This window comes from Mesorhizobium sp. WSM4816 (genome assembly GCF_055811535.1).
Genome location: NZ_JBVVQR010000001.1, coordinates 150027 through 171824 on the forward strand (window position 1 = coordinate 150027; position 21798 = coordinate 171824).

The 21798-nt window shown below is 60.0% G+C and carries 18 protein-coding genes and 1 pseudogene; 8 read left to right on the forward strand and 11 right to left on the reverse strand.

All coding sequences use genetic code 11. The features are described 5' to 3' along the window. Positions 1-177: 177 nt before the first annotated feature. Positions 178-1329 carry a glycosyltransferase gene (locus AC0L3H_RS00670; protein ID WP_473584125.1) on the forward strand — a complete coding sequence of 384 codons (1152 nt, stop codon included), beginning with the start codon at positions 178-180 and terminating at the stop codon, positions 1327-1329. 371 nt (positions 1330-1700) lie between these two features. Here AC0L3H_RS00670 and AC0L3H_RS00675 read toward each other — a convergent pair whose 3' ends face one another. Next, the gene (locus AC0L3H_RS00675; RefSeq protein ID WP_473584126.1) at positions 1701-3068 is read right to left on the reverse strand and encodes an exopolysaccharide biosynthesis polyprenyl glycosylphosphotransferase; all 1368 of its coding nucleotides are present in this window, start codon (positions 3066-3068) and stop codon (positions 1701-1703) included. 385 nt (positions 3069-3453) lie between these two features. Here AC0L3H_RS00675 and AC0L3H_RS00680 point away from each other — a divergent pair, with 385 nt between their 5' ends. From AC0L3H_RS00680 to AC0L3H_RS00690, 3 genes are all read left to right on the forward strand, one after another. Continuing rightward, a complete protein-coding gene (locus tag AC0L3H_RS00680; RefSeq protein ID WP_473584127.1) occupies positions 3454-4176 on the forward strand; it encodes a Crp/Fnr family transcriptional regulator in 723 nt (240 codons plus the stop codon). Positions 4177-4483: 307 nt separating this feature from the next. Continuing rightward, positions 4484-4777 carry a hypothetical protein gene (locus AC0L3H_RS00685; protein ID WP_473491411.1) on the forward strand — a complete coding sequence of 98 codons (294 nt, stop codon included), beginning with the start codon at positions 4484-4486 and terminating at the stop codon, positions 4775-4777. Between the two features lie 256 nt (positions 4778-5033). Further along, positions 5034-6005 (forward strand): Vgb family protein, encoded by a 972-nt coding sequence (locus AC0L3H_RS00690; protein ID WP_473584128.1) that lies wholly within the window; start codon positions 5034-5036, stop codon positions 6003-6005. Between the two features lie 92 nt (positions 6006-6097). On the opposite strand, the gene AC0L3H_RS00695 is transcribed toward AC0L3H_RS00690, so the two are convergent. Together AC0L3H_RS00695 and AC0L3H_RS00700 are read right to left on the reverse strand one after the other, a co-directional pair. Beyond that, positions 6098-8248 carry a GDSL-type esterase/lipase family protein gene (locus tag AC0L3H_RS00695; RefSeq protein ID WP_473584129.1) on the reverse strand — a complete coding sequence of 717 codons (2151 nt, stop codon included), beginning with the start codon at positions 8246-8248 and terminating at the stop codon, positions 6098-6100. Continuing rightward, positions 8245-8493, reverse strand: a complete 249-nt coding sequence (locus AC0L3H_RS00700; protein ID WP_473491417.1) for a hypothetical protein — start codon at positions 8491-8493, stop codon at positions 8245-8247. The genes AC0L3H_RS00695 and AC0L3H_RS00700 overlap by 4 nt, the downstream gene beginning before the upstream one ends. A 446-nt stretch (positions 8494-8939) precedes the next feature. On the opposite strand from AC0L3H_RS00700, the gene AC0L3H_RS00705 reads away from it, so the two are divergent. Together AC0L3H_RS00705 and AC0L3H_RS00710 are read left to right on the forward strand one after the other, a co-directional pair. After that, positions 8940-10661, forward strand: coding sequence for a hypothetical protein (locus AC0L3H_RS00705; RefSeq protein WP_473584130.1), 1722 nt, complete (start codon positions 8940-8942; stop codon positions 10659-10661). A gap of 427 nt (positions 10662-11088) precedes the next feature. Continuing rightward, positions 11089-12390 (forward strand): annotated as a pseudogene (locus AC0L3H_RS00710) (SGNH/GDSL hydrolase family protein). 65 nt (positions 12391-12455) lie between these two features. Here AC0L3H_RS00710 and AC0L3H_RS00715 read toward each other — a convergent pair. After that, positions 12456-13496, reverse strand: a complete 1041-nt coding sequence (locus tag AC0L3H_RS00715; RefSeq protein ID WP_091590137.1) for an EscU/YscU/HrcU family type III secretion system export apparatus switch protein — start codon at positions 13494-13496, stop codon at positions 12456-12458. Between the two features lie 84 nt (positions 13497-13580). On the opposite strand from AC0L3H_RS00715, the gene AC0L3H_RS00720 reads away from it, so the two are divergent. Continuing rightward, a complete protein-coding gene (locus AC0L3H_RS00720) occupies positions 13581-14384 on the forward strand; it encodes a tetratricopeptide repeat protein (RefSeq protein ID WP_091590139.1) in 804 nt (267 codons plus the stop codon). Between the two features lie 224 nt (positions 14385-14608). Here the strand turns inward: AC0L3H_RS00720 and AC0L3H_RS00725 are convergent, their stop codons facing one another. The 7 genes from AC0L3H_RS00725 to AC0L3H_RS00755 form a co-directional block, all read right to left on the reverse strand. Then, positions 14609-15058: a hypothetical protein gene (locus tag AC0L3H_RS00725; RefSeq protein WP_473491421.1), complete on the reverse strand. Its 450-nt coding sequence runs from the start codon at positions 15056-15058 to the stop codon at positions 14609-14611. Positions 15059-15071: 13 nt separating this feature from the next. Then, complete coding sequence (locus tag AC0L3H_RS00730) at positions 15072-16421, reverse strand: type II and III secretion system protein family protein (RefSeq protein WP_473584131.1); 1350 nt, start codon at positions 16419-16421, stop codon at positions 15072-15074. A 57-nt stretch (positions 16422-16478) separates the two neighbouring features. Continuing rightward, positions 16479-18638 (reverse strand): type III secretion system export apparatus subunit SctV, encoded by a 2160-nt coding sequence (gene sctV / locus AC0L3H_RS00735; protein ID WP_473584132.1) that lies wholly within the window; start codon positions 18636-18638, stop codon positions 16479-16481. Then, on the reverse strand, positions 18635-18946 hold the full coding sequence (locus AC0L3H_RS00740) for a tetratricopeptide repeat protein (protein ID WP_023799520.1): 312 nt from the start codon (positions 18944-18946) through the stop codon (positions 18635-18637). Before AC0L3H_RS00740 ends, sctV begins: the two co-directional genes overlap by 4 nt. 17 nt (positions 18947-18963) lie before the next feature. Further along, entirely contained in the window at positions 18964-19341 is a 378-nt protein-coding gene (locus AC0L3H_RS00745) for a hypothetical protein (protein ID WP_473584133.1), read from the reverse strand. A gap of 59 nt (positions 19342-19400) precedes the next feature. Further along, positions 19401-20402, reverse strand: coding sequence for a SctD/MshK family protein (locus AC0L3H_RS00750; RefSeq protein WP_473584134.1), 1002 nt, complete (start codon positions 20400-20402; stop codon positions 19401-19403). A gap of 119 nt (positions 20403-20521) precedes the next feature. Continuing rightward, a complete protein-coding gene (locus AC0L3H_RS00755) occupies positions 20522-20704 on the reverse strand; it encodes a hypothetical protein (protein ID WP_135901656.1) in 183 nt (60 codons plus the stop codon). 211 nt (positions 20705-20915) lie between these two features. On the opposite strand from AC0L3H_RS00755, the gene AC0L3H_RS00760 reads away from it, so the two are divergent. Beyond that, positions 20916-21776, forward strand: a complete 861-nt coding sequence (locus AC0L3H_RS00760) for a MurR/RpiR family transcriptional regulator (protein WP_473584135.1) — start codon at positions 20916-20918, stop codon at positions 21774-21776. The last annotated feature ends 22 nt before the right edge of the window (positions 21777-21798 follow it).

The window sequence follows — 21798 nt, forward strand, 5'->3', positions numbered from 1 at the left end:
GCTCGATTTTGGTAAGGCAACCGGAGAGTGGTACTATCGCAACCCATGGAGCCACCGGGCTGGAGGGCGCTTTTGTCGTTCGACTTGGGTGCGTCTGCCCAGCCCGTGATCTCCGAACTTGCGGCTCAGTAGCGAACAGCCAAACCAGCCGCGACGCGTGAAAGATAGGCTTTGTGGATGCGGCTTCTCTATATACATTCTGCGCACGTCCCGGCGCCGGCCGCCAATGCTGTACAAGTCGCAAGGATGTGCCATGCATTTCGGGTTGCCGGAGCGGAGGTCGTACTAGCGCTTCCACGCCCCTCCATGAATACACGGGATCATTATGAGAAGATCGCGCGCGAATACGGATTCGGTACCGAGTTCCCATTCCGCGTTCTCCCTGTACCCTTTTGGCCTGTGCCCGGCCGGGAGCTTTTTTTTGCTGTGTTGGCGCTTCTTGCTGCGCTCTGGCTGCGGCCGCATGTCGTCTTTACACGCTCGGCTACTGTAGCGCTTGTTTCTGCCGGACTTTTCGGGTTCACGACCGTTTTTGAGCTTCACGACCCGATTGGCAGTTTGAGCAGACGTCAGCGTCAGCGCATTGCCAAACTGATAGGCCTAGAGGCATTCCGTATGCTGGTCGTCACGTCGCAACGTCTGCGGGACGACAGCATCCGCCTCTTTCCTCAACATGCGGGAAAATTTCTCATCGCGCCCAATGGCGCGGATCCTGTTCCGCCGAATGTCGAGCCATGCAGCCTCAGCGGCACGTTCAAGGTTGGTTATGTCGGACACCTGTATAAGGGAAAAGGCATGGAGATAATAAGCGCGATTGCGCCTCGATGCGGCTGGGCGACTTTTCACATCGTCGGGGGAACACCAGGCGATGTAGAGTATTGGACATCGAAGCTGGCCAAATGCCCCAACACAGTGTTTCACGGCTACGTTCCTCACGCTGCGACATGTGCCTACTTGGCCGAAATGGACGTTGTACTCGCGCCCTATCTTAGAGATGTAGAGGGCCAGGGCGGCGGTCGAAATATCGCTGAGGGAATGTCGCCGCTCAAGCTCTTCGAATATATGGCGCATGGCAAACCCATAGTGTCCTCCGACCTGTCAGTTATACGAGAAGTTTTGAGGGATAGCGTCAACAGCGTTCTGGTGTCGCCAGACAACCCGTCCGACTGGGTCAAAGCTCTTCAGCGCCTGCGCGAAAACAAGGCGCTTCGGGATCAGATTGGTCAGCAGGCGAAGGCAGACTTTCTGGCCAGATACAGCCGCATCGCGCGCGCAACCAACATTCTAGAGGAAATCAAGAGCCGAATGCCGTCGAGCGGAAGCTCATAGGACTGCACAATTTCTCGTGTTGAAGGCGGCTGCGCCGCCCAGCAAGCCTGCTTTTCGTTCGCCGCAATGAGCCCGTGGTCCGTCCTGAAACGTTGAATGGCAAGATCCGACTGCCCCCGGCTTTTTGCTGAGGTTCCGTCCTGTGGTGCTCCGACCAACTCCCCGCGTCGCGTTGATTTTCGCATTTGAGCTAAATTTAGCCTGCGAGATGCGCAACTGTCCGGCGACTGAACCGGCGCGAACCCGATTGTGAGCTTGATGTACTCGCTGGCGGCGGGATCGCCCGAAGCATCAGAATCAAAATTATCCGGTCAATCGGTCGAAGTATGGACTATATATATCCATTCAGCTTCCTGAGAAGCTGCTACACATCAATAGACATTACGATCCGAAAACATCACTAGAGCAGTTTTCCAAACTATCTTGATGTCGAGAAGCATGCTCCAGGATTGTATATACCAGAGGTCATGCTCAATGCGTTTTTCCATCCTCCAGAGTTCTTTCGTTTCCCCTCGAAAGCCATTTATCTGAGCCCACCCTGTTAGACCGGGTTTTACATGATGGCGATAAGCATAGCTCGCTATGGTCAAAGTATAGGCGTCGTCATGAGCGACGGCGTGAGGTCGGGGCCCAACCAGGGACATCTCCCCGCGAAGCACGTTTAATAATTGCGGCAACTCGTCGATGTTTGAGCGGCGCAATATTCGGCCAAGTCGGGTAACCCGCGCATCATTGCGCTGAGCCTGGCGAATTTGTGTACCGTTCTCCTGCACCGTCATCGATCGGAATTTGTAAATATTGAACGGCTTGCCACCAAAACCTCGTCGCATCTGCCGGAACACCACAGGGCGACCGTTCTCGAGCGCTATGGCACATGCGACCAAGGCCATCAACGGACAAAGGAACAGCAGTAGCAGGGATGCAACAGCAATGTCGAACAACCGCTTGAGCAGGCGTTCGGCAGGCCTCAACGGCACACGCTGGACTTCGAAGGCCCGCTGCCAGCCGGTGTGCAGCGGCCTTCCAGCCAGAATTCTATCTATGTAGGCGTCGGCGAAAAGATAAATCGGCAGCGGGAGGCGGGACATTTCCTCCAGGATGCGTTCGATCAACTTCCGCTGGTCCCAAGAGCAAAAGAGATAAACTGCCCCATACGAGCCATTACGGAACGCCGTCTGTGCAGCTGCGACGGCGGCATGCACCGACCGTGCTGCGATCGTGCCATCATCGTTCTCGATGTTCGAAACGCCACAAACCGCGATGCCCTGTTGCCCAAGCTTGTTGATTATCCCCTGTTCCTTCCCAGGAACGCCGGAGTAAAACAGATAAACTGTGCGCAACACGAGTCTCTCAGCCGCCAGAAGCCGTTTCAGCTCACGCGCTAGAACCGCGTGTCCAGGCAGCAGGATTGGGAATCCGACCGCAAACGCCAGCGTCAAGGAGCCGCGCGAGAACGTCGACGTCGTCTTCGTGAGAAAAGCGAGCCAGAGAATTGAAAAGAAAACAAACAGCCAGCCGCTAAAGAGTGTTTTGATCCTGCAGTGATCGTCCAGGATGCCACTAACCGTGTAGGCGCCCCTAGCGGTCATGAATGTGACCAGCAATATGCCGGCGGTAACACTTAGGCAGATCGAATCCCAGATATCCGGCGGCCTCACCTCGAAGGCCCTATGATAGAGCTCAATTGACGCAAGAAGTATTGTCTGTCCAAGGAGGAAATCAGCAGTTGCGAGAAACACGCAAACTGCTCCCACGGGGAGCCGTAGCGGCTCTACGCTCCGCTTCCAGAGCGCACGCGACGCCTCGGTTGGTGCATGCCGCATAAGACGACCCCCCGAATCCTGTTGCATCCCTTCTCCTCTTTGGGTCATGGCACACGCCATCCCATAAGGAGGGGGTTATCCCAACGGCCTCCAGTCGGTTAGATTTGATTTAAATGTCTCGGAGACATGTCGCTGTTACCCCGGGCACAGACGAGTCGCTATTTTATCGTATCCTAATGTGTTAATATTGCCTTAACGCGTTCGCGTGCGAACGGACTGGAGGTCGGACTCGTTCAAAACAGGTGGTCTAGACAATGCTTTAGGGGACCGGGGGCGCTTACCCTATCAGAGAGAGGGAGCCATGGCAGAGAATGGCGCTGAGGTTCGAGTCAAACAGCTGAACAACATACGCTTATTTCGGCAATTTGGACAAGATACTCTTAGTGAAATGGCGAAAGCAGCCATCATACGGAGGGTTCCAAAGAATAAAGTCTTAACTCACCTTGGAGACATCCCGCGTTATATTTACTACATAATTCGCGGAAAAGTTCGTCTTAGTGTTCCCCTCACAGACGGCCGAGAATTCATCTTTTCAGATCTCGGTCCCGGTGACACTTTTGACTTGACTAGATTGTTCGTCGCGCGACACAGTAACATGAACGCTGCATCAGTCGTGGACAGCGACTTGCTCCAAATCGAAGCAGCTTTCATGGCTAGTGTCTTCGACAAGCACCCAGATCTCGCACTGAAGGTGATCCCGTACTTATGCCAAGCAACGCACGACGCGCAAGAGCGAGTGATCCACAGTGCGTCGAATGCCCTATCCGTTCGGTTGGCGAGCACGCTCCTGCGATTGACTGAGACCCCGCACAGCACGGCTACCGTGAATGGGGCTCAGAGAATCCACATTTCGCAGACCGACCTCGCGGCAATGATCCCGGCGTCTCGAGCGAAAGTGAATCGTTGCCTGAGGGAATGGGAACGGCGGTATCTGACCCAATACGACCACGGCTCGCTGACGATTCTCAATCGCACCGCATTAGAGTCTGTTGCTCTTGGCTACTCGCGTTTGATCATTCAATGATGCCTTTCCCGTGTGCTCGGGCATCTCCACGCCATCCTCCGGGAAGATAATGAACCGGAAGTGGTGCCGCTCGTGCTCGGATCGCTCGGTAAGTCCTTTACGTCGGCGTCGTAGGTCGCCGCACCGGACATGTGCGCTTTCCCAGGCAACGAGACACCGCTCACTGCCGTGCAGACTGCGTCGACTGCGCCCGAGATTGGACAATGGCACGCACACGAGCACCGCCTCTTTGCTGTGCGATGCGACTTTGCTGTTGGGGAATCCGGGACTATTATCGGCCGCCCATGTACCTCACGTCGGGGGAAGAATGGATCTGCAAGCCTTCAGAAATTCGATTGCGAAATCACAGCCGCCCGCCGGCGTGAGTCCTGCCCTGCAGGCGCTGTGGTGGGATGCAAAGGGCGATTGGGATAAGGCGCACGAGCGCGCACAGCTGCGCGACGATACGGCGGGTATGCGCGTGCATGCCTACCTGCATCGCAAGGAAGGCGATCAATCCAATGCGGAGTATTGGTATCGTCGCTGCGGCGCCGCGCCGTCGACCTTGACGATTGATGAGGAATGGCAAGAGTTGGCGCGGGAACTTTTGCGGCAAAGCTGACGACTTTCCCGCGTCAAGTCTGATTGCGGGCCGCGGTTGCGTCGTCGTAATGCAGGTTTTTCCCACGATACTACCGCCTATCGACGATTCTGGGCTTGCAGGCCTGGGCGAGGGCAGGGGCTACACTAGCTCCTGACTTTGATCGGCAAGCGACACCGCGAGCTCGCCATCTGCGGCTCGGCCGCCGCAGTGGCGCGAAAAGGATATTTGGGTCGCTCGCTGTGCAAATTGAAACGCGCGATGTGAGGAGTTCGCCATGTTTCGTACGATTGCGTCGGCTCTGCTCGCCGCGCTGCTCTGCTCGGTGGCCACGCGTGCTGCTGCGGAGGAAGTCCGCTACTATCCCGTTCCGGAGGGCGCCGGCCCGCACGATGTCGCTCCGGCGCCGGATGGCTCCGTATGGCACACCGCCCAGGGACAGGGCGCGCTTGGGCGGCTCGATCCTGATACAGGCGCCGTCAAGCACATCAGCCTAGGCGACGGCTCGGCGCCGCACGGGGTGATCGTTGGTCCCGACGGCGCCGCCTGGGTGACCGACGGCGGCCTCAACGCCATCGTGCGCGTCGATCCCGAAACGGAAGCGGTGAAGGCCTTTCCGCTCCCCGAGGGGCGCGGCAACGCCAACCTCAACACCGGTTCCTTCGACAAGGATGGGAAGCTCTGGTTCACCGGGCAGGAGGGCATCTACGGCAGGCTCGATCCGACGAGCGGCAAGGTCGACGTTTGGAACGCCCCGCGCGATCGCGGCCCCTACGGGATCACGACCACGCCGTCCGGTGAGGTCTACTACGCCTCGCTCGCCGGCAACCACATCGCCAGGACCGATGTTTCGACCGGCGAGGCTTCCCCGATCGACCCGCCGACCGCGGACCAGGGCGCCCGCCGCGTCTGGTCGGATTCCAAAGGCCGCATCTGGGTCAGCGAATGGAACGCCGGCCAGGTTAGCGTCTTCGATCCGGCAGCAAATGATTGGCGCAGCTGGAAGCTGCCCGCAGACGCGCCCCAGGCCTATGCCGTCTATGTCGATGAACGCGACAAGGTCTGGCTCACCGATTTCAGCGCGAACGCCATCGTCCGCTTCGACCCGGAAACGCAGAGCTTCGCGAGCTTCCCGTCCGACCGCGAAAACGCCAACGTGCGCCAGCTCAACGGGCGCTCCGGCGAGGTATGGGGCGCGGAATCCGGTACCGACCGCCTTGTCGTGATCGAGACCGAAACGGGCAAATAAAGCAAAAGAGGTCGAGGCAATGACGAAGGGCAATTGCGCGAAGAGACCGCATGTCAGCGACTGTCTTTGACATCGCGCAGGAAGATTCCGCTCTACACGAAGAGAAAATCGCTGTTCGAGACGCTTGCAACGAGGACACCGTTTAGTGAAAGCATGTCACTGTCGGAGAAGACGACCAGCGTGTCGCTCCCGACCTGCCGGAGTTCGCTGTAGTTTTGGTATCCTGAAATCTCCAGGAGATCATCGCCGGAAAGGTCGAAGTCGGTTATGGTGTCGTGGCCATGGCCGGCGGCGAAGACGAAGCCGTCGTTTCCCGTTCCGCCGGTGAGGATATCGGTGCCAAGACCACCGACGAGCCGGTCCGACCCGCCCCGGCCGTCCAGCCGATCGGCGCCGCCAAGACCTTCGAGCGTGTTGGCTGCGCCGTTGCCCACCATGGTGTTGGCGAGCCCGTTGCCTTTTGCCGCCAGATTGGCAGCCGACCTCAGGAACAGGTTTTCGACGTTGTCGGCCAGGGTCCAGTTTGTATAGGCATGCGTCTCGTCGAAGCCGCCATTGGTCTCTTCGATGGTTTTGTCGCCGGCATTGTCGACATGGTAGACGTCATTACCGGCGCCGCCGACATGCGTGTCGGCGCCCGCTTTTCCGTTCAAGACGTCGCTGCCGTCCATTCCATAAATGACGTCCGCACCGGAGCCGCCGGTAAGCGTGTTGTCGCCGTCGTCGCCGACGATCGACCCCGGCGGCGGCTCGTCGAGTGAATCGTTCCAGACGAAATCCGAACTGCTCAAGGAGGCGCTGGTCACGTTTTTCAGGAGGACAGTGTCACTGTCGGAGAAGACGACCAGCATGTCGCTCCCGACCTGCCGGAGTTCGCTGTAGTTTTGGTATCCTGAAATTTCCAGCAGATCATCGCCGGAAAGATCGAAGTCGGTGACGGTGTCGTGACCATGGCCGGCGGCGAAGACGAAGCTGTCGTTTCCCGTTCCACCGATGAGGATATCGGCGCCAAGACCACCGACGAGCCGGTCCGACCCGCCCCGGCCATCCAGCCGATCGGCGCCGCCGAGGCCTTCGAGCGTGTTCGCTGCGCCGTTGCCCACCATGGTGTTGGCGAGCCCGTTGCCTTTTGCCGCCAGATTGGCAGCCGACCTCAGGAAGAGGTTTTCGACGTTTTCGGCCAGGGTCCAGTTTGTATACGCATGCGTCTCGTCGACGCCGCCATTGGTCGCCTCGATGGTTTTGTCACCGGCATTGTCGACATAGTAGACGTCATTACCCGTGCCGCCGACAAGCGTGTCGGCGCCGGCCCCGCCGATGAGTTGGTCGGAGCCGCCGCGGCCCTCCAGCAAATCATCGCCAGCCAGCCCATCCAGCACATTGGCTCCCTCGCTTCCGCCGAGTTGGTCGGCAAAGGCAGAGCCTGTAAGACTTTCAATGCTGGTGAAGGTATCGCGGTCGCTTCCGATGCCGGTCCCGTGCAGGCCGAGATGCTGTTCCAGTGCGTCGATCCAATGTGAGGCGATTTTTGCATAGCCCCCGGCAGTCGGATGCAGCCCGCTGTCAAGCGGCGGCGCCGTGATGTCATCTTGTGTCAGATCACGCATGTCGACAAAGACGATCTTACGCCCTTGAGCGGCCAGTTCGGAGATCAGGCCTGGCATTGCATCATTATACGCATCGACACGGTCTGCACGCGCTTGCGACTGTTGGCCGACGCGAACGGGAGGCACGGATCCGACGAAGACGGTCAAGGCGGGATCGCTGGAGGTCAGGCTGAGCAAAAGGCTGCGCAGATCCTGCAGCATCGTTGGCACGCTATCGGTCGAGCTGTCATTGGTTCCGGCGATCAGCAGCACGGCGTCGGGTTTCGTAGCTGCCACAACATCGTTGTCGATGCCGTTCAGTTGATTGAGCGTCCAGCCGCGGTGACCCTCGTGATCCCGATCGCCCATGCCGGCGGGTCCGTTGGACGAGGAACCGACGAAGTCGATCTTCACATTGAGTGCCGCCAACTGTTCCAGCATGAACTTCCGATATCCGCCGCTTTCGATATCGGAAGAGCTCGCGATCACTCCATATGTAATGGAATCGCCCAGAGGCAGTATTTTCAGCAACTTGTAAGCATGGCCGGAAGCCAAATCGGCGATGACTGCACGCGACGAAGCGCCGAAACTTACGGCGTCGCTGCCGGCTCCGCCGACGAAAGCGTCCGGATGGCTGCTATCGTAGAACACCGTCATGGTATTTTCTCCACCTGGCAAAGCTTCTCGCGGTTGCCGGCGTAACTGTCCTCGTCCCGGGTATTGCTGTTTGCGCCGCGTTCGAGTTGCCGATCATGCGCGTTGTGGCGCCCCCATTCGAGGACGGGAACGCGAGCTTTCCTCCGTCTGGCGAACTGCTGCTGGAAAAAGGCTGAACCGAGCCCAGCGCCGATCACGACGATACCATCGTCGGCGACCTGTTTGGCGGGGGTGTCGAGTACCATTGTCCATGGCCTCTTCAGCCACTGAGCCTGCACCTGACGCCGATGCGATCGGCTTCATGCAGGTCAGCGAGACAAACCTAGTGTTGCATCGCACTCTCGAGTATTGCAACGCAGCATTTGCTACTATTTTAGGTGGTGATGCAACACTTTTTTAACCTGCACCCTGGCGCGTCACCGGGCACTGTGACCCTGGCCGGGAGACCATCGTTGCTGTTGTGTGCCTAAATTAGCAGAAACTGCCAATTTAACGCCGACATTTATCGCCAGGGCATCTTGAACTTTCGTCGTTGCCTGTGCGTTTAGGTTGTAGTACGCGTTCTGTTGCAGTGCAGCAATATCCCGACTGCAGTGTGCGGTCGCGTGAGGGCTCATCCCGTCCCCCGGAAGGTGAGCACCGAAAACCGAACAGGTGAGGCGAAAATTCCGGAAGACGGGAGAAGCATGGGATGAGCATCGGAGCGGGCAGCGCCCGGCGTTGGCCGTCAGTCGGCATCGACCGTTCACCCGTTGAGCGTTATGTCCTTGCAGCCCTTCTTTTTTTCCCGGTCCTGTGCGGGGTCGTTCCGATCCTGTTGTACGAGAAGGCGGCATCCCGCGTGGCGTGGCACGATCCTGCCCTCGCCACGGTCAGCGCCATCGGGTTGGCTCTGCTTTGCTGCCTTTTTGCATTCGTGCGCTATCCCGCCGAGGCGCGGGCTGCGCGCATCATCGTCGTCGGACTGTCGATAACGCTGGGCCTCTTCAGCTTCGGGCTTGGAGACGAACTCGGCATTGCCGACGCAGCTCGCGCCGACGCGTTGGGCAATGTACTCGTCTATTCTCGCCTGATCGCGCTTGTGGCGGCGCTTTTTTCGATCCTGCGGCCATCCTTCGCCATTTTCCCGATGGTCTATTTCGCCTTCCACAAGAACGTCACGCGGGCAGTTTCCGATGCTGCGGAACTGGGCCGCAACGACTATGCGCCCTTGATTGAGGTCGGTCTCTTCCTGGCCTGTGGCCTGTTGGCCCTTGGCCTGCTGCAGAGTTTGAGCCGGCTGAAGCTCTTCACCAGGAACCTGCCCAGCGTTGGCGAACTCGGAACCAGGGAGTTCGCGGCCCAGGCTGCCGGCATACTGCTGCTGGCTGGGATCGGCGCCCATTTTGGCAACTACTTCATGTCCGGGATGGCCAAGGTCACGCTTGACGGAGGGCCGTTGAGCTGGATCCTCGAGAACCCGACCAGTTCCATCATGCTGGCCGGGTACGGGTTGGGCGCGGCCCCGCTGGGCTTTTCCGAATCGCTGCTCGCTCATGCTTATGAAGCGGTCAGGGCGGTCCAGGTTCCGATGAATGTCGTTATCCTTGCTGCGCAGCTTCTATGCTTTCTCGCTTTTTTGCGCAGGCGGTGGCTCATCGGGCTGACCGCGTTCTTCGATATCATGCATATCGGGATCTTCCTTCTGAGCGGCGCCCTTTTTCTGCACTGGATCATCTTGAACAGTCTGATCGTCGCGGCTCTGACGAGAATGAAGGAAAGTTCGTTTTCCACGACTGCCATCGTAACCGGGATTGTTCTCACCATATTCGGCGACGCGGTCTTTTATAACGCGCGGCTCGGCTGGTACGATTCAAGGCAAATCCGGCAAGCACATTTCGAGGCGCTGACGAAAGAAGGTGACTGGGTGCGGGTCGCACCGAGCTTTTTCCGCGACGCCTCCTATCTGCTCTATGCCCGTCACTTCGGCTATCAGGAATATCGTCGTGAATCCGGCCACGTTCCGACCTCAGCCTGGGGCCAGATCGGGATCAGGAAGGTGCAGCCAAAGTCGTCGGAAATTGCCTCGTCCAACTACGAGATCATGAAGCTTACCCAGGAGTGCGCCTATCCAGTCGAACAGCCGATCACGCCGCCTGACTACGATGCGGCCCGCCCGGCGCCGTTTATTCTTGGCCAGCACAATCGCGCCGCGAACCTGGCGAACTCGGCTGTTGCGGTCGGTTACAACTTCTATCCACACCATCATTATTCCATGCCGTTCCTGCACCGCGCTTTTGAGGCGCTGGAGCCTCGCGACATCGTGGCGTATCGATACCTGGTCGATACCGTCTGCCTCGATGTCGCGGATGGCAGGGTCGTGCGGCGGGTCATGACCCAGACATTGGGCCCCAGGATCGATGTCCGCCAGTGAATCCGGCGAGGGCGCTGCGGACGTTTCTTTGACTGAGCCTGAAAGGAGGCTGTGATGGTTGCCGCCGACCGATCTCCTCCTGCCAATTTCAAGGGTTTGCAATTAGCCACAAGCCACCACACCTTCGTCATCCCAGGGTCTGCGCCGCGTCGCTTCGCTCCTTGCTTCGCCCTGGGATGACGAAGTGGAGGGGTGGTTCGGCTAATCTTAGAGGTTTGCGATTGCCACTGACGCGAATTATCGACGGTCGCTGCCGATCGGCCCAAACTGTCAAAATTACTGTCCAGAGGAACTAGTTTCCACGCTCGCATATTTGCTCCTGACGCTGGTCCAAAATTGCCACGGAAGTCGAATTTCATTCCCTGGGCAGCCCGTCATAATGAGCCCGGCGGCGGCATTACCAGCATGTCTCGAGGAGGAGATAAAAATGCGGCTCAACAGGCCTTTGGTTTTCACGGATAAGGTTTCATCGGAGCTTTCTACCGCCGCAGGGAGGAAACGGCGTCGACGTCAGATCATCCTGATATGTGCAGCTGCGGCAGCCGGTTCCGCGATTGCAGGTTTTTCGGCACAAGGCGCCGAAAAGGCAGCCTGGATCACCACTTGGGCTGCCACACCTGCTCCGCGCTGGTCGGATGATCTTCCTGCGCCCTTCGGAGTGCCGGAGGTATTGGAGAACCAGACCGTCCGCCAGGTCGCCCGCATCAGCGTTGGCGGCAATAGCGTGCGGGTCGTGCTGTCGAATGCTTTCGCAGGCAAGGGCGGCAACGTCGATCAGGCGACCTTGAAGCCTCTGACCTGGGGCGGCAATAGTTCTGTGGTCGTTCCGCCGGGAGCTCCGATCCTCAGCGACCCCATTGCTCTCTCGGCAGAAGCGCTTTCCGAAATCTCGGTCAGCATTTTCCTGCCGAAGAAGACGGCGTTGTCGTCGGTGCATTGGGATGGCGTGCAAACCGCCTACATCTCCGGCCCGGGCAATTTCACAAACGAGGCTGCGTTCAAGGCTGACAGCACACTCAAATCGCGCCTGTTTGTGAGCGACATACGGGTTGACGCCGTGCCGGAATCCGAGGCGATCGTGTTTTTCGGGGATTCCATCACGGATGGGAATTGCTCGACCCCTGACGCCAATAATCGCTGGCCGGACCATATCGCCAAGCGATTGCAGGAGGCCAACCGCAAGGTCGCGGTGGTCAACGAAGCCTTTTCGGGCAATCGCGTGTTGACCGACGGTATGGGTGTCAATGCCTTGGGACGTTTCGATTCTGATATACTGAGCCATCCCAAAGTCTCGACCGTCGTCCTTATGATGGGCATCAACGATATCGGCTAGCCCGGCGAAAATGCAATCACGCCGGACGACAAGGAACCGACGGCGCAAGACATCATCACCGGATACAAACAGCTCATCGATCGCGCGCACGCCCATGGCATACGCATTGTCGGCGCGACGTTGACCCCCTTCGCCGAAACCTTCAAAGGACTTCCCACCGAGGGTTACTACACGCCCGAGAAAGAAAAGATTCGCGTCGCGGTGAACGAATGGATCCGCACCGGCGGCGGCTTCGATGGCGTGGTCGACTTCGACAAGGTGATGGAAGACCCGGCCAAGCCGGGGTATCTGCGCGACGACTACGACTGCGGCGATAACCTCCATCCCAACGACGCGGGATACAAGGCAATGGCAGACGCGGTCGATCTCGACGTCCTGTTGGGTTCAGCCAAGTAGTCGGCTGTCGCTGCTGACCTTGCCGTGCTGCTCAGGCATTGCGGCAAGGTCGGTTCGCGCATGGCTCAAGTGAGCCCGAGCCGGACAAGATGGCGTACGACCGGTGGGAACATCTCCTGGCCGATGTAAGCTCCGGTGTTCGTATTTTCGAAGAGTGGGCCGGCGACGGCCGCATCCTCGATCACCGGAATACCTGCCTGGCGTGCTTGAGCCGTCATCTCGTCAGCCGCTCGGCCCTGGCCCTTGCCGACGACCGTCGGCACCGGCGTTTCACCCCTGACGTAACGCAATGCCACTGAGCGGTCACCGGACACGAAAACGATGACCGCGTTTTTCACGCCCAGCTTCGCCGGTTGCATCACGGCCTCACGCCGCTGTCGCTGCTGTTCATGTCGAATCAACGGATCGCCTTCGAGGTCCTTGTTTTCGCGCTTGTATTCGGTTGTCGTCATGCGCATGTCGCGCAGGAACAGCCAGCGCTGAATAGGAACATCGATCACGCCGATGACGACAAACGCCAAGGCGGCGGCAATTCCAAGCGGTGTCAGCACCGCTTTGATAATTGGCTCCAGGCATGACGGAGCGCATCCCGGTGCATCGAAGAGCGGCTGCAGCCACGCGATCAAAAGGAATGCGAACAGGCCGGCCAGCAACACCACCTTGGCCAGGCCTTTGGTGAACTCGACGACGTTGCGCAGCGACAGGATCTTCTGAAGACCCTTCGCCGGGTTTATGTGATCGAATTGCGGCTTGAGCGGCTCAAACGAAAAGACCGGCCCGAACGTTCCCAGCATGCCGAAGACCACGGCGAGAACGACAACGATTCCGACCAGCGGCAAGGTGGCAAGCATCAGCAATGACAACGAATGGCGGATAGCCTGCAGGCTGACTTCAACGAACGAATCGCCGGGGGTGGTCACGGTCTGCACGAGTTCCGAAAGGTGCCCGAACAGCATCGGCCAGGCGAAATAAAGATAGCCTAGCGCTGCGAAAAGCGTGAAGCCGGAGGCGAGGTCGCGGCTCTGCGAAACCTGGCCTTTGCGGCGAGCGTCGCGAAGCTTCTTGTCGGACGCCGGTAGTTTCTTTTCCTCAGCTTCTTCGGCCATGTTGCAATCTTATCGCACTGTTGTGGTTCCAGTCGGCCAGGGCCGTGTGTAAGGTGCGGCGGGCTTGAATACGGAGAGGTGGATATGCGGCTGCACGTCGTGTTCTTGCCCGTCGTCGCCATGCTGGCGGTGACCGGTTGTCAGACGACCAAAACCGACACCGAGCAGGCAAAGGCACAGGGCCCGTCGTCGCAATCGGAGCGTCTGATCAAGCTTGCGGACGATATCCATGCGCAGGGAGACAGTGGCACCGCAATCGCGCTCTACCAGCGCGCGGCAGCGATGCCGGATGCCAAGCCGAGCGCCTTCGTCAAGGCGGGCGAGGCCTATATGCGAGCGGGCTATCCCGCCGAGGCGGCTAGAGCCTATCAGGCCGCGCTGGCAAAAGCGCCCAATGACGGAGGGGCAATGCTCGGGCTTGGCTCGGCGATGATGGAAACGGGCGATATCGATGCCGGCATGCGCGCGCTCGCGCAGGCCGCGCCGCTGGTCAATACCAGCAGCGCCTATATCAGGCTGGGCGTGGCGCAGACATTCGCCGGCCAGACCGCGGAGGCGCAGACCACTTTTGCTCAGGCGTTGAAACTTGCGCCGGGGGATCTCGACGTCGAGAGCAACATGGCGTTGGCCGCGGCGCTCGAAGGCAACTCCGCCACAGCACTCCCGCTGGTCCAGAAGATCTCCGCCGCACCCAATGCGCAGTTGCATCACAAGCGCAACGTCGTCGTGGTCTACGGACTTCTTGGCCAGGCCGACCAGGTCAGGGCCTCGCCGCCGATCGGCCTGGCGACCAAGGAGGTGAATACCTTGCTTGCGCGTGCCAGAACCATCCGGTCGAAGGGCAGCACACAGGCAAGGGCGAAAGCGCTCGGCTCTATCCTCGGCTAGCGCAATTCCAGGAAAAGTGTGAAACGGTTTTCCCGGGAAAAGCGCATAGCGCTTTCCCTGGGGAAATGCGCAAAAACAAGGAGATAGAGCGGTTCGGCGTTTCCGTGAAACGATGAACCGCTCTAGCGCATCGGTCCGGAAAGGGTCGAGCCCGACGCGCAAACAACCGGACAAACTAATGCATGTCGCGCAAACGCGACGCGCTTTTGCAAGGCCGCATCGGCTCACTCGACTGGCAGCGTTGTTTGCGGCGTCGGCGGCCCGCTGTTGGCTCCACCGACCGGCGCCTCTTCGCCATTGAGGTAGCGCCGCGCGGCATTTGCCGTCGGCGCCGCCGCCGCCGCCCCCATGCGCCGGCCCTCGACGAGGTCCCGCTGGCTTTCGGCCATGCGTTGAAGATTGTAGGCGTTGGCGCAGCCGGGCGGCAGGTGGGAGCCGACGCCGCGGACGATCGTCAGATCGGTCGCAGCCGCAGAACGGTCGTCATCGGCCGGTTCGTTCAGACAAGCATTGGGAGCAAGCACGGAGCCGCCGACGCCCTTCTCGGAACCGCCGGTGTCGGTCGACACATAGCTGTAGCCGGGAGAATAGTCCTGCGGCTGTTGCCGGATGTTGGCGCAGCCGACCACAAGCAGCACTGGAACAACAGAGCACAAAGCGATGCGAAATGTCATGTCCGGTTCCCCGCTACTTGATGATCAGACCCATCGCCGATGCGTCATTGGCGCGCTTCCTGTGGCGCTTGGCTGCCGGACGGTCGAGCGGCGTGGCGAGGCTGTCGCGCACCGGCTCGACCAGATAGGGCGTGATCAGGATCACCAATTCCGTCTCTTCGCGCTGGAAGCGCTGTGACTGAAAAAGCGGGCCAAGCACTGGCACATCGCCGAGAACCGGAAACTTTTCCAGATTACGCGAGGTCCGTTGCTGGAAAAGACCGGCGATCGCAAAGGTCTGGCCGCTCGCCACTTCGACCGTGGTGTCAGCCCTGCGCACGACGAAACTCGGCATGGCAAAGCCATTGGCGCTGACTGAGCCTGCTTCCGACAAGGAACTGACTTCCGGCTGAACATGGAGCGCAATGCGATCGCGGCCGATCAGCGTAGGGGTGAACCCGAGGGAAACGCCGAACGACTTGTATTGAACGGTAACGACGTCCGTTCCTTGCGGAATCGGAACCGGGATTTCGCCGCCGGCAAGAAAGCTCGCGGTCTGACCGGTCATCGCTGTCAGGTTCGGTTCGGCCAGTATCTTGACGACGCCGTTGCGTTGCAGCGCTTCGATGAGAATGTCGAAGTTGATGCCCTGTGCCTGGTCCATGCTCAAACGAAGATTGCCGGTGCCGGAGGGCACGCCATTGTCCTGGAACATGTTGAATTCAAAACCGCCGCTCCTGTACCCGACAGACCAGTCGACGCCGTACGACTGCAGCTCAGTGCGCGAGACTTCGGCGAAACGGACCCGGATGTTGACCTGCTGCGACCCCTGCACGGTCATGTTGTTCAGCGGCGGCTGTTCCGGCGGCGAGAACGTGCGGGCGATATTGTCGACATCCGTTGCCTCCTCGACGCCTCCTGCCTCGCCGGTCGCGACAATGCGGGTCCCGAAAATCGAGAGATTTGTCGCCGAGTTCGGCTGCATCGCGGCTTTCGCTTCGTTCGCAGGCGCGAGATCGGGGGTGACGCGGAACTGGGCCGTTGCCTCGACCCGCTCGTCGGCCGTGATTGCAATGAGGTTGGTCAGGCCGGGCTTCAGGCCGAAGACATAGACCATCCCCGGCGACACGACCTGAAGGTCGGCGATCGTGGTGTCGGCGATCAGGACGGATTCGACGGGTTCATTGAAACGCAGCAGGCGTCCTTGCCCGACCGGCAGGTCGACCGTTGGCCGGCTCGGCAATGGCGACACATCCTGTGCCGTCGCGTCGGCATATGTGAACAAGAACGCCAGCAAGACGCCAACCGTCGCGATAGCGAGCCAGCGCATCCGCCCGACGAAAGTGGCGGATCGAACGCCTGCTGCGGTATCGTGAATTGTCATACCGTTCCCCTCTTGAGCATGGTGTTCCCCCAATTGTCCCAATCCGCCCGGCTGGCATCATGAGGCTGCCTCTTGTCCGGCTTTCGCCTCAGCCGATGGCAGCGACCTGACGTTGCGTGCCATGCCCGAGCGGCCGGATATCGTGGCCAATGGCTGGACGTTGAATTCCTGTGCGAGTTCCCCGAAGGACAGGACCGGAAGTTCGATGGAATTGTGCGTGAGCAGGCTCCGCATATGACGGCGTACATCCATCGCCGCGAGGACGACCGGTGAGACATCGGTGGCGTTCTGCGACAAGGCTCGTTCGATTTCGGCGATCAATGCCTGTGCATCGTCATCCGAAAGGTTCAGGAACGTGCCGGTCGATGTGCTTTGCACCGCGTTTCGCAGGATATCCTCGGCCGAGCGCTGCAGAACATAGGCTGCGATGATGTTATTGCGGCCAGCGAAGCGGAAGCTGATCTGGCGTTTCAAGGACGTGCGGATATATTCCGTAAGCAGAACGGCGTCCTGTTCGCGTTGACCCCATTCGATCAGCGCTTCGAGGATCAGGCGCAGGTTGCGGATCGGCACGTTTTCGCCGACAAGTCGCCGAAGCACCTCGGCGATTTTCTGCAGCGGCACGATCTCCTGCGCCTGTCTGACCAGATCCGCATAGTCCGGCTCCATGTCCGATAGCAGCCTGCGCGTTTCCTGGATCCCGACGAAATGGCCGGCATAGAGCCGAAGTGCATTTCCAGTCCATTTGGCCGCTGTTTGCGCCGGCGTGGAGAAGACGAAGCCGGCTTCCTTCAACGCCGAAAGGTGGCGATCGTCGACCCACATGAATTTGCGGTGACCGGCAATCGGAGAACCCTTTTCGTAAGTCACATCGAGCAGATCGAGATGCGTTGGGTCCGCTTCGACAAGAACGCGGCCGGCGGGGATTTCGGCATCCAGGATGGGTGCGCCCTCCAGATCGATGCGCATGCTTCTCGCTGAAAGCTTCTCGTCGACCTGCAGGCCGATAGCCGGAACGTCGACACCGAGATCGCCGAAAAGCTCGCGGCGCACGCCATCAGCGAGCGTGGCGAATTCGGGTTCCGGGACCGAGCGTCCGAGTTCGGTTCCGAAGCGCACGACGATGCGGGATGAAGAAGGCAGTGCTGCGACGGGCGTTGATGGAAGCGACGCCGGTTTTCCAGCTTGTTCGGCCACCGCGGTCTGGCCGATATCCCTAAATTCGGCTTCCCGCGCGGTGCGGCGGTTGATGGCGTAGGCGCCCGCGCCGAAGCAGGCACCAAGGATCAGGAACACAAGGGGCGGAAAGCCCGGCACCACGGCAAGGCCGACCATGATCACCGCGGCGAGTGCGAGCGCACGGGGGTCGCGCAGCAGCTGGCTGGTAATTTGCTTGCCAAGGTCGCTCGTGCCGTCCGAGCTGCCGACGCGCGTCACCATCGTGCCGGCGGCCACAGCGACAAGCAGTGCCGGTATCTGCGCGATCAGCCCGTCACCCACCGTGAGCAGTGAGTAGGTCACGGCGGCGTCGCCCAGCGACATATCGTGCTGCAGCGTTCCGATCGCGAAACCTCCGATCAGGTTGACCAGAATGATGACAATGCCGGCGATGACGTCGCCTTTGACGAATTTCATGGCGCCATCCATCGCGCCGAACAGCTGGCTCTCACGCTCAAGCTGCTGGCGCAGCCGGCGTGCCTCCGCCTGATCGATGTCTCCGTTGCGCAACTCCGCATCGATGCTCATCTGCTTGCCGGGCAGGGCATCGAGCGTGAAGCGCGCGGCAACTTCGGCAACGCGTTCGGCACCCCGCGCAACCACGATGAACTGCGCAACGGTAATGATCAGGAAGATCACCAGGCCCACGGCAATACTGCCGCCGACGACGAAGCTACCGAAGGCGGAAACGATCTCGCCTGCGTCGGCCTGGAGCAGGATCAGTCGCGTGGTCGTGATCGTGATCGCCAGCCGGAACAAGGTGGCGATGAGGATGACCGATGGCAGCGACGAGAACTGGAGCGGATGAGAAACGTAAAACGAAGCCAGCAGGATAAGCACGCTGACGGCGATATTGGCGGTGATGAGAATGTCGACGAGGAAGGTCGGCAATGGAATGAGCATCATCACCACTGCAACGAGCATCAGGATGGCAATGACCAGATCGCTGCGGCGGGACAGCTTGGCAAGGAAGTGCAGAAGGCGCTCCGATACCGTCATTCGGCGGCTCGATGCGACAGGAAGCTCCGCAAGGCATTGTGCGCCTCGGCCTTGCGGCCGGCCACAAGCAACGCGCGGCTCTTCAGCAAGGCCAGCGTCGGGTGGTCCATTCCCTCCAGCGTCTCCAGCCTTGCAATTGTGGCAAGCGCCTTGTCCGCTTCGCCATCGAGTATGAGCAGATGCGCCAGCGTGCGCAGAACGCCGGCATTTCCCGGCGACAGCTGCGCCGCGATAAGCAGATATGCCGCGCCCCGCTTTGCCTGCCCGTGACACCCATAGAGATAGCCCAGGACATGCAGCAGATGCACTGTGTCATCCGGATCAGTCAGGTTTCGATTCCTTCCTGTATCCGGCCAAGCAGATCGCGATGACGCTCGATTTCATCCTCCATCAGCGTTCTGGCAAGTGTCTTGAGTGGCTCGCCTCCCTCAAGGCCGGCAACCAGATGCGTTACAAAATGCTGGAGAATGGGTACCGAGCGACGCAGGATTGCAGGCTCGGGAATATTCGGCATGACGAAGTTGATGAGCGCCTCGTCGAGCGATTCGCCCGCCGTACCCCGAGAGGACTGGAATTCCGCGGTTCCTGGCTTTTCCATGCCAGCGGCCGATGTCGTCCCCGGGGCCCGGCTTGCGGCCTTGTCGACGCCATTCATCCGCCGACGGTTGATTGCCTGACCGCGCACGCCTTGCGCCTGCCGCACCTCGCGGCCGGTTGTGTCCATCCTTGCCGTATCGAATCGCGGCCCTTCAAGCCGGCGGTTCACGGATATTTCAGCGCGACCGTGGCGCCGCCCTTCGTCAGGAGAAGTTCCGTCTCGCCAATGCGCTTGATGGTCCAGCCGTCATTGGTGAATGCGCCTTCATGATAGCGTGCGCCGTCGGTGGCGATGACATAGGGCCGCTCGCCATACCAGATCGCCTGCAGCCTCAGGCGCGGAGCCTGCTCGGCGTTGCCGACCATGACATTGGAGGCGAGGGTGATGTGCACGCCGAACGCCTGGTCGAACCAGGATTGCGTTTCGGTCCAGGCAGCATTCTTGTCATTGGCGATCATGCCCGAGACCACGAGCCGTCCAGGTGATTGCTGAACGGTCAATGTGCTGATGCCGGATTGCTCGAGGCGCAGCTTGAGCTGGCGTTCCGCGTCGGCGGCGCTGGGTATCGGCGATGAATCGTCCAGGACACTCTGCCCGGCCTCGCCAGCGAAGGCCACTGTGATCGGTTTATCGACCTGAGCGGATGGCTTTTTGCCAATGTCCGGCTCGGCGAAGGAGAACCCATTGGCGGCGACGGAAACGGCGAAGACAGCAAAGAGAACGCTGCCTGCAACCAGCAGGGGGCGATTGGAGACAGACCAGCGATTCGGCGGGCGTTCCGGATTGACCAGCCGGATATGGGCATCGCCGAGGCTTATCGACAGCGGCAGCTTGCAGCGGCGGCCCTGGCCTTCACGGATGATCTCGCCGGTGGCGAGCGTGACATCGCCGCCGACGGCTTCGATTTCAATCTGGCTGCCCTTGCGCCGCAACCTTGCGTGGACCGGCGCGATGCCGGCGTCCCTAAGGACTATTTCGGACTCCGTGCTGGAGCCGACCGTATACAGAGGCTCGACCAGGCTGAGTTGGGCGCCCGCGTGAAATCCGTGCGTTACGCTGAGCGCAACGGAATGTCGCGATGCCGGGGTGCGGCCGATAGCCCAATCTTTGCCGTTAGCCCAATCCTTGCCGTTAGCCCAATCTTTGCCGTTAGAATGAGCGGTCATGCCACTTCATCTCCCGCTGATGACAATTCAGACGCAGCCTGACAACGGCATCGAAACGTTCGTGCCGTGGACGTGCGCCGCCGGATGCTTGCGGCGGCGCATGGTTCGAGAATCCCGCCTTAGGCCTTTTCAGCCGACTGGCCGAGCGTCTTGGCGGTGCTCATCAGCATGTCATGTTGGGACTTCGCGATCTCTTTTGTGATCTCGAGGCCAAACATGCGCTCCTGATGCTTGATCATCTTGTCCAGGTTCTGTTCCGGTGACCCGGCAGAGCCGGACGTAATGGGAGGGGTAGCAGCCATCAATTGTCTCCTTGAGGGATCATTCAAGTTTCAAACTCCGGAATCACGTCGACGCCGGCAGGTTGCAAAACCAGCTTAAGGCAGCATGATCGAAATTGAAAGTCCACTTGGAATATATGAACCAGTTCGGTTCCAACTGTTGCATTGCCACCATAGGAGGAGTAACCTGCCATCGGGGGAAATGGGGTATGGCAGAATGGAACAAGGTCCTTTGGCGGAGCTGTTGGTCGAACGCTTCGAGAATATGCCGCCGCAACTGCGGGTGGCGGCGCGTTTCGTGCTGGATCATCCTAAGGATGTCGCACTGATGTCGATGCGCGAGCAGGCGCACCAGGCCGGCGTTTCGCACAGCACGATGATGCGGTTGGCGCGATGGCTTGGCCTTGAAGGCTACGAGGATATGCGCAGCCTTTATGCGCGCGCGCTGCGTGAGACAGGCGCCGGTGAGCCGGCGCGACACGGTGCCGACCAGGGTGGCGTTCCCGGATATTCGACTGCAGGGGTCGTCGCCGACACGCTCGCGGCGCAGGTTTCAAGTCTGGGTGAGTACGGCAATGCCTCGCAATTCATCGGCGCCGCCGACCTCCTTGCACGGTCACGCGATCTGTTTGGTCTCGGCTCGCGCTCCGGTTATCCGGTCGCCAGCCACTTCGTTCACATCATGTCGTTTCTGGCCGGCGGCGACCGCAAGGTGACGCTTGTCGGCGAGATCGGCGGACATGGCCTGGATGCCCTGCAGGGGGCGGGGCGCGGCGATGTGCTGCTTGCTGTCGGGATGTCGCCTTATGAACGCACGACGATCGAGGTTGCGCGCCAGTCGGCCAGGCAGGGTGTCGGCGTGGTGGCAATCACCGATAGCAGCGTGTCGCCGCTGGCCCGCATCGCGCGCGAGACCATCATCGTTACGGCAAATTCGCAGTCGTTCTTTCGCAGCATGGCGCCGGCGTTCGCCGCCGTCGAGATTCTGGCGGCGCTTACGGCTGCGCAGTCTGAAGTGAATGCTGCAGAACGAGTAAGACAGTCGGAAGAGCAACTCGCTGCTTTCGGCATCTATTGGAAGCCGCCCCGGTAAGCTTCCGGGGCTTCCACTGTCG

Bases quoted from the DNA above. Each gene is read 5' to 3' on its own strand.
- AC0L3H_RS00730 (WP_473584131.1), bottom strand. From the start codon at position 16,421: ATGACAATTCACGATACCGCAGCAGGCGTTCGATCCGCCACTTTCGTC.
- AC0L3H_RS00690 (WP_473584128.1), top strand. From the start codon at position 5,034: ATGTTTCGTACGATTGCGTCGGCTCTGCTCGCCGCGCTGCTCTGCTCG.
- AC0L3H_RS00705 (WP_473584130.1), top strand. From the start codon at position 8,940: ATGAGCATCGGAGCGGGCAGCGCCCGGCGTTGGCCGTCAGTCGGCATC.
- AC0L3H_RS00725 (WP_473491421.1), bottom strand. From the start codon at position 15,058: ATGACATTTCGCATCGCTTTGTGCTCTGTTGTTCCAGTGCTGCTTGTG.
- sctV (WP_473584132.1), bottom strand. From the start codon at position 18,638: ATGACGGTATCGGAGCGCCTTCTGCACTTCCTTGCCAAGCTGTCCCGC.
- AC0L3H_RS00695 (WP_473584129.1), bottom strand. From the start codon at position 8,248: ATGACGGTGTTCTACGATAGCAGCCATCCGGACGCTTTCGTCGGCGGA.
- AC0L3H_RS00680 (WP_473584127.1), top strand. From the start codon at position 3,454: ATGGCAGAGAATGGCGCTGAGGTTCGAGTCAAACAGCTGAACAACATA.
- AC0L3H_RS00700 (WP_473491417.1), bottom strand. From the start codon at position 8,493: ATGGTACTCGACACCCCCGCCAAACAGGTCGCCGACGATGGTATCGTC.
- AC0L3H_RS00670 (WP_473584125.1), top strand. From the start codon at position 178: ATGCGGCTTCTCTATATACATTCTGCGCACGTCCCGGCGCCGGCCGCC.
- AC0L3H_RS00715 (WP_091590137.1), bottom strand. From the start codon at position 13,496: ATGGCCGAAGAAGCTGAGGAAAAGAAACTACCGGCGTCCGACAAGAAG.
- AC0L3H_RS00685 (WP_473491411.1), top strand. From the start codon at position 4,484: ATGGATCTGCAAGCCTTCAGAAATTCGATTGCGAAATCACAGCCGCCC.
- AC0L3H_RS00720 (WP_091590139.1), top strand. From the start codon at position 13,581: ATGCGGCTGCACGTCGTGTTCTTGCCCGTCGTCGCCATGCTGGCGGTG.
- AC0L3H_RS00750 (WP_473584134.1), bottom strand. From the start codon at position 20,402: ATGACCGCTCATTCTAACGGCAAAGATTGGGCTAACGGCAAGGATTGG.
- AC0L3H_RS00755 (WP_135901656.1), bottom strand. From the start codon at position 20,704: ATGGCTGCTACCCCTCCCATTACGTCCGGCTCTGCCGGGTCACCGGAA.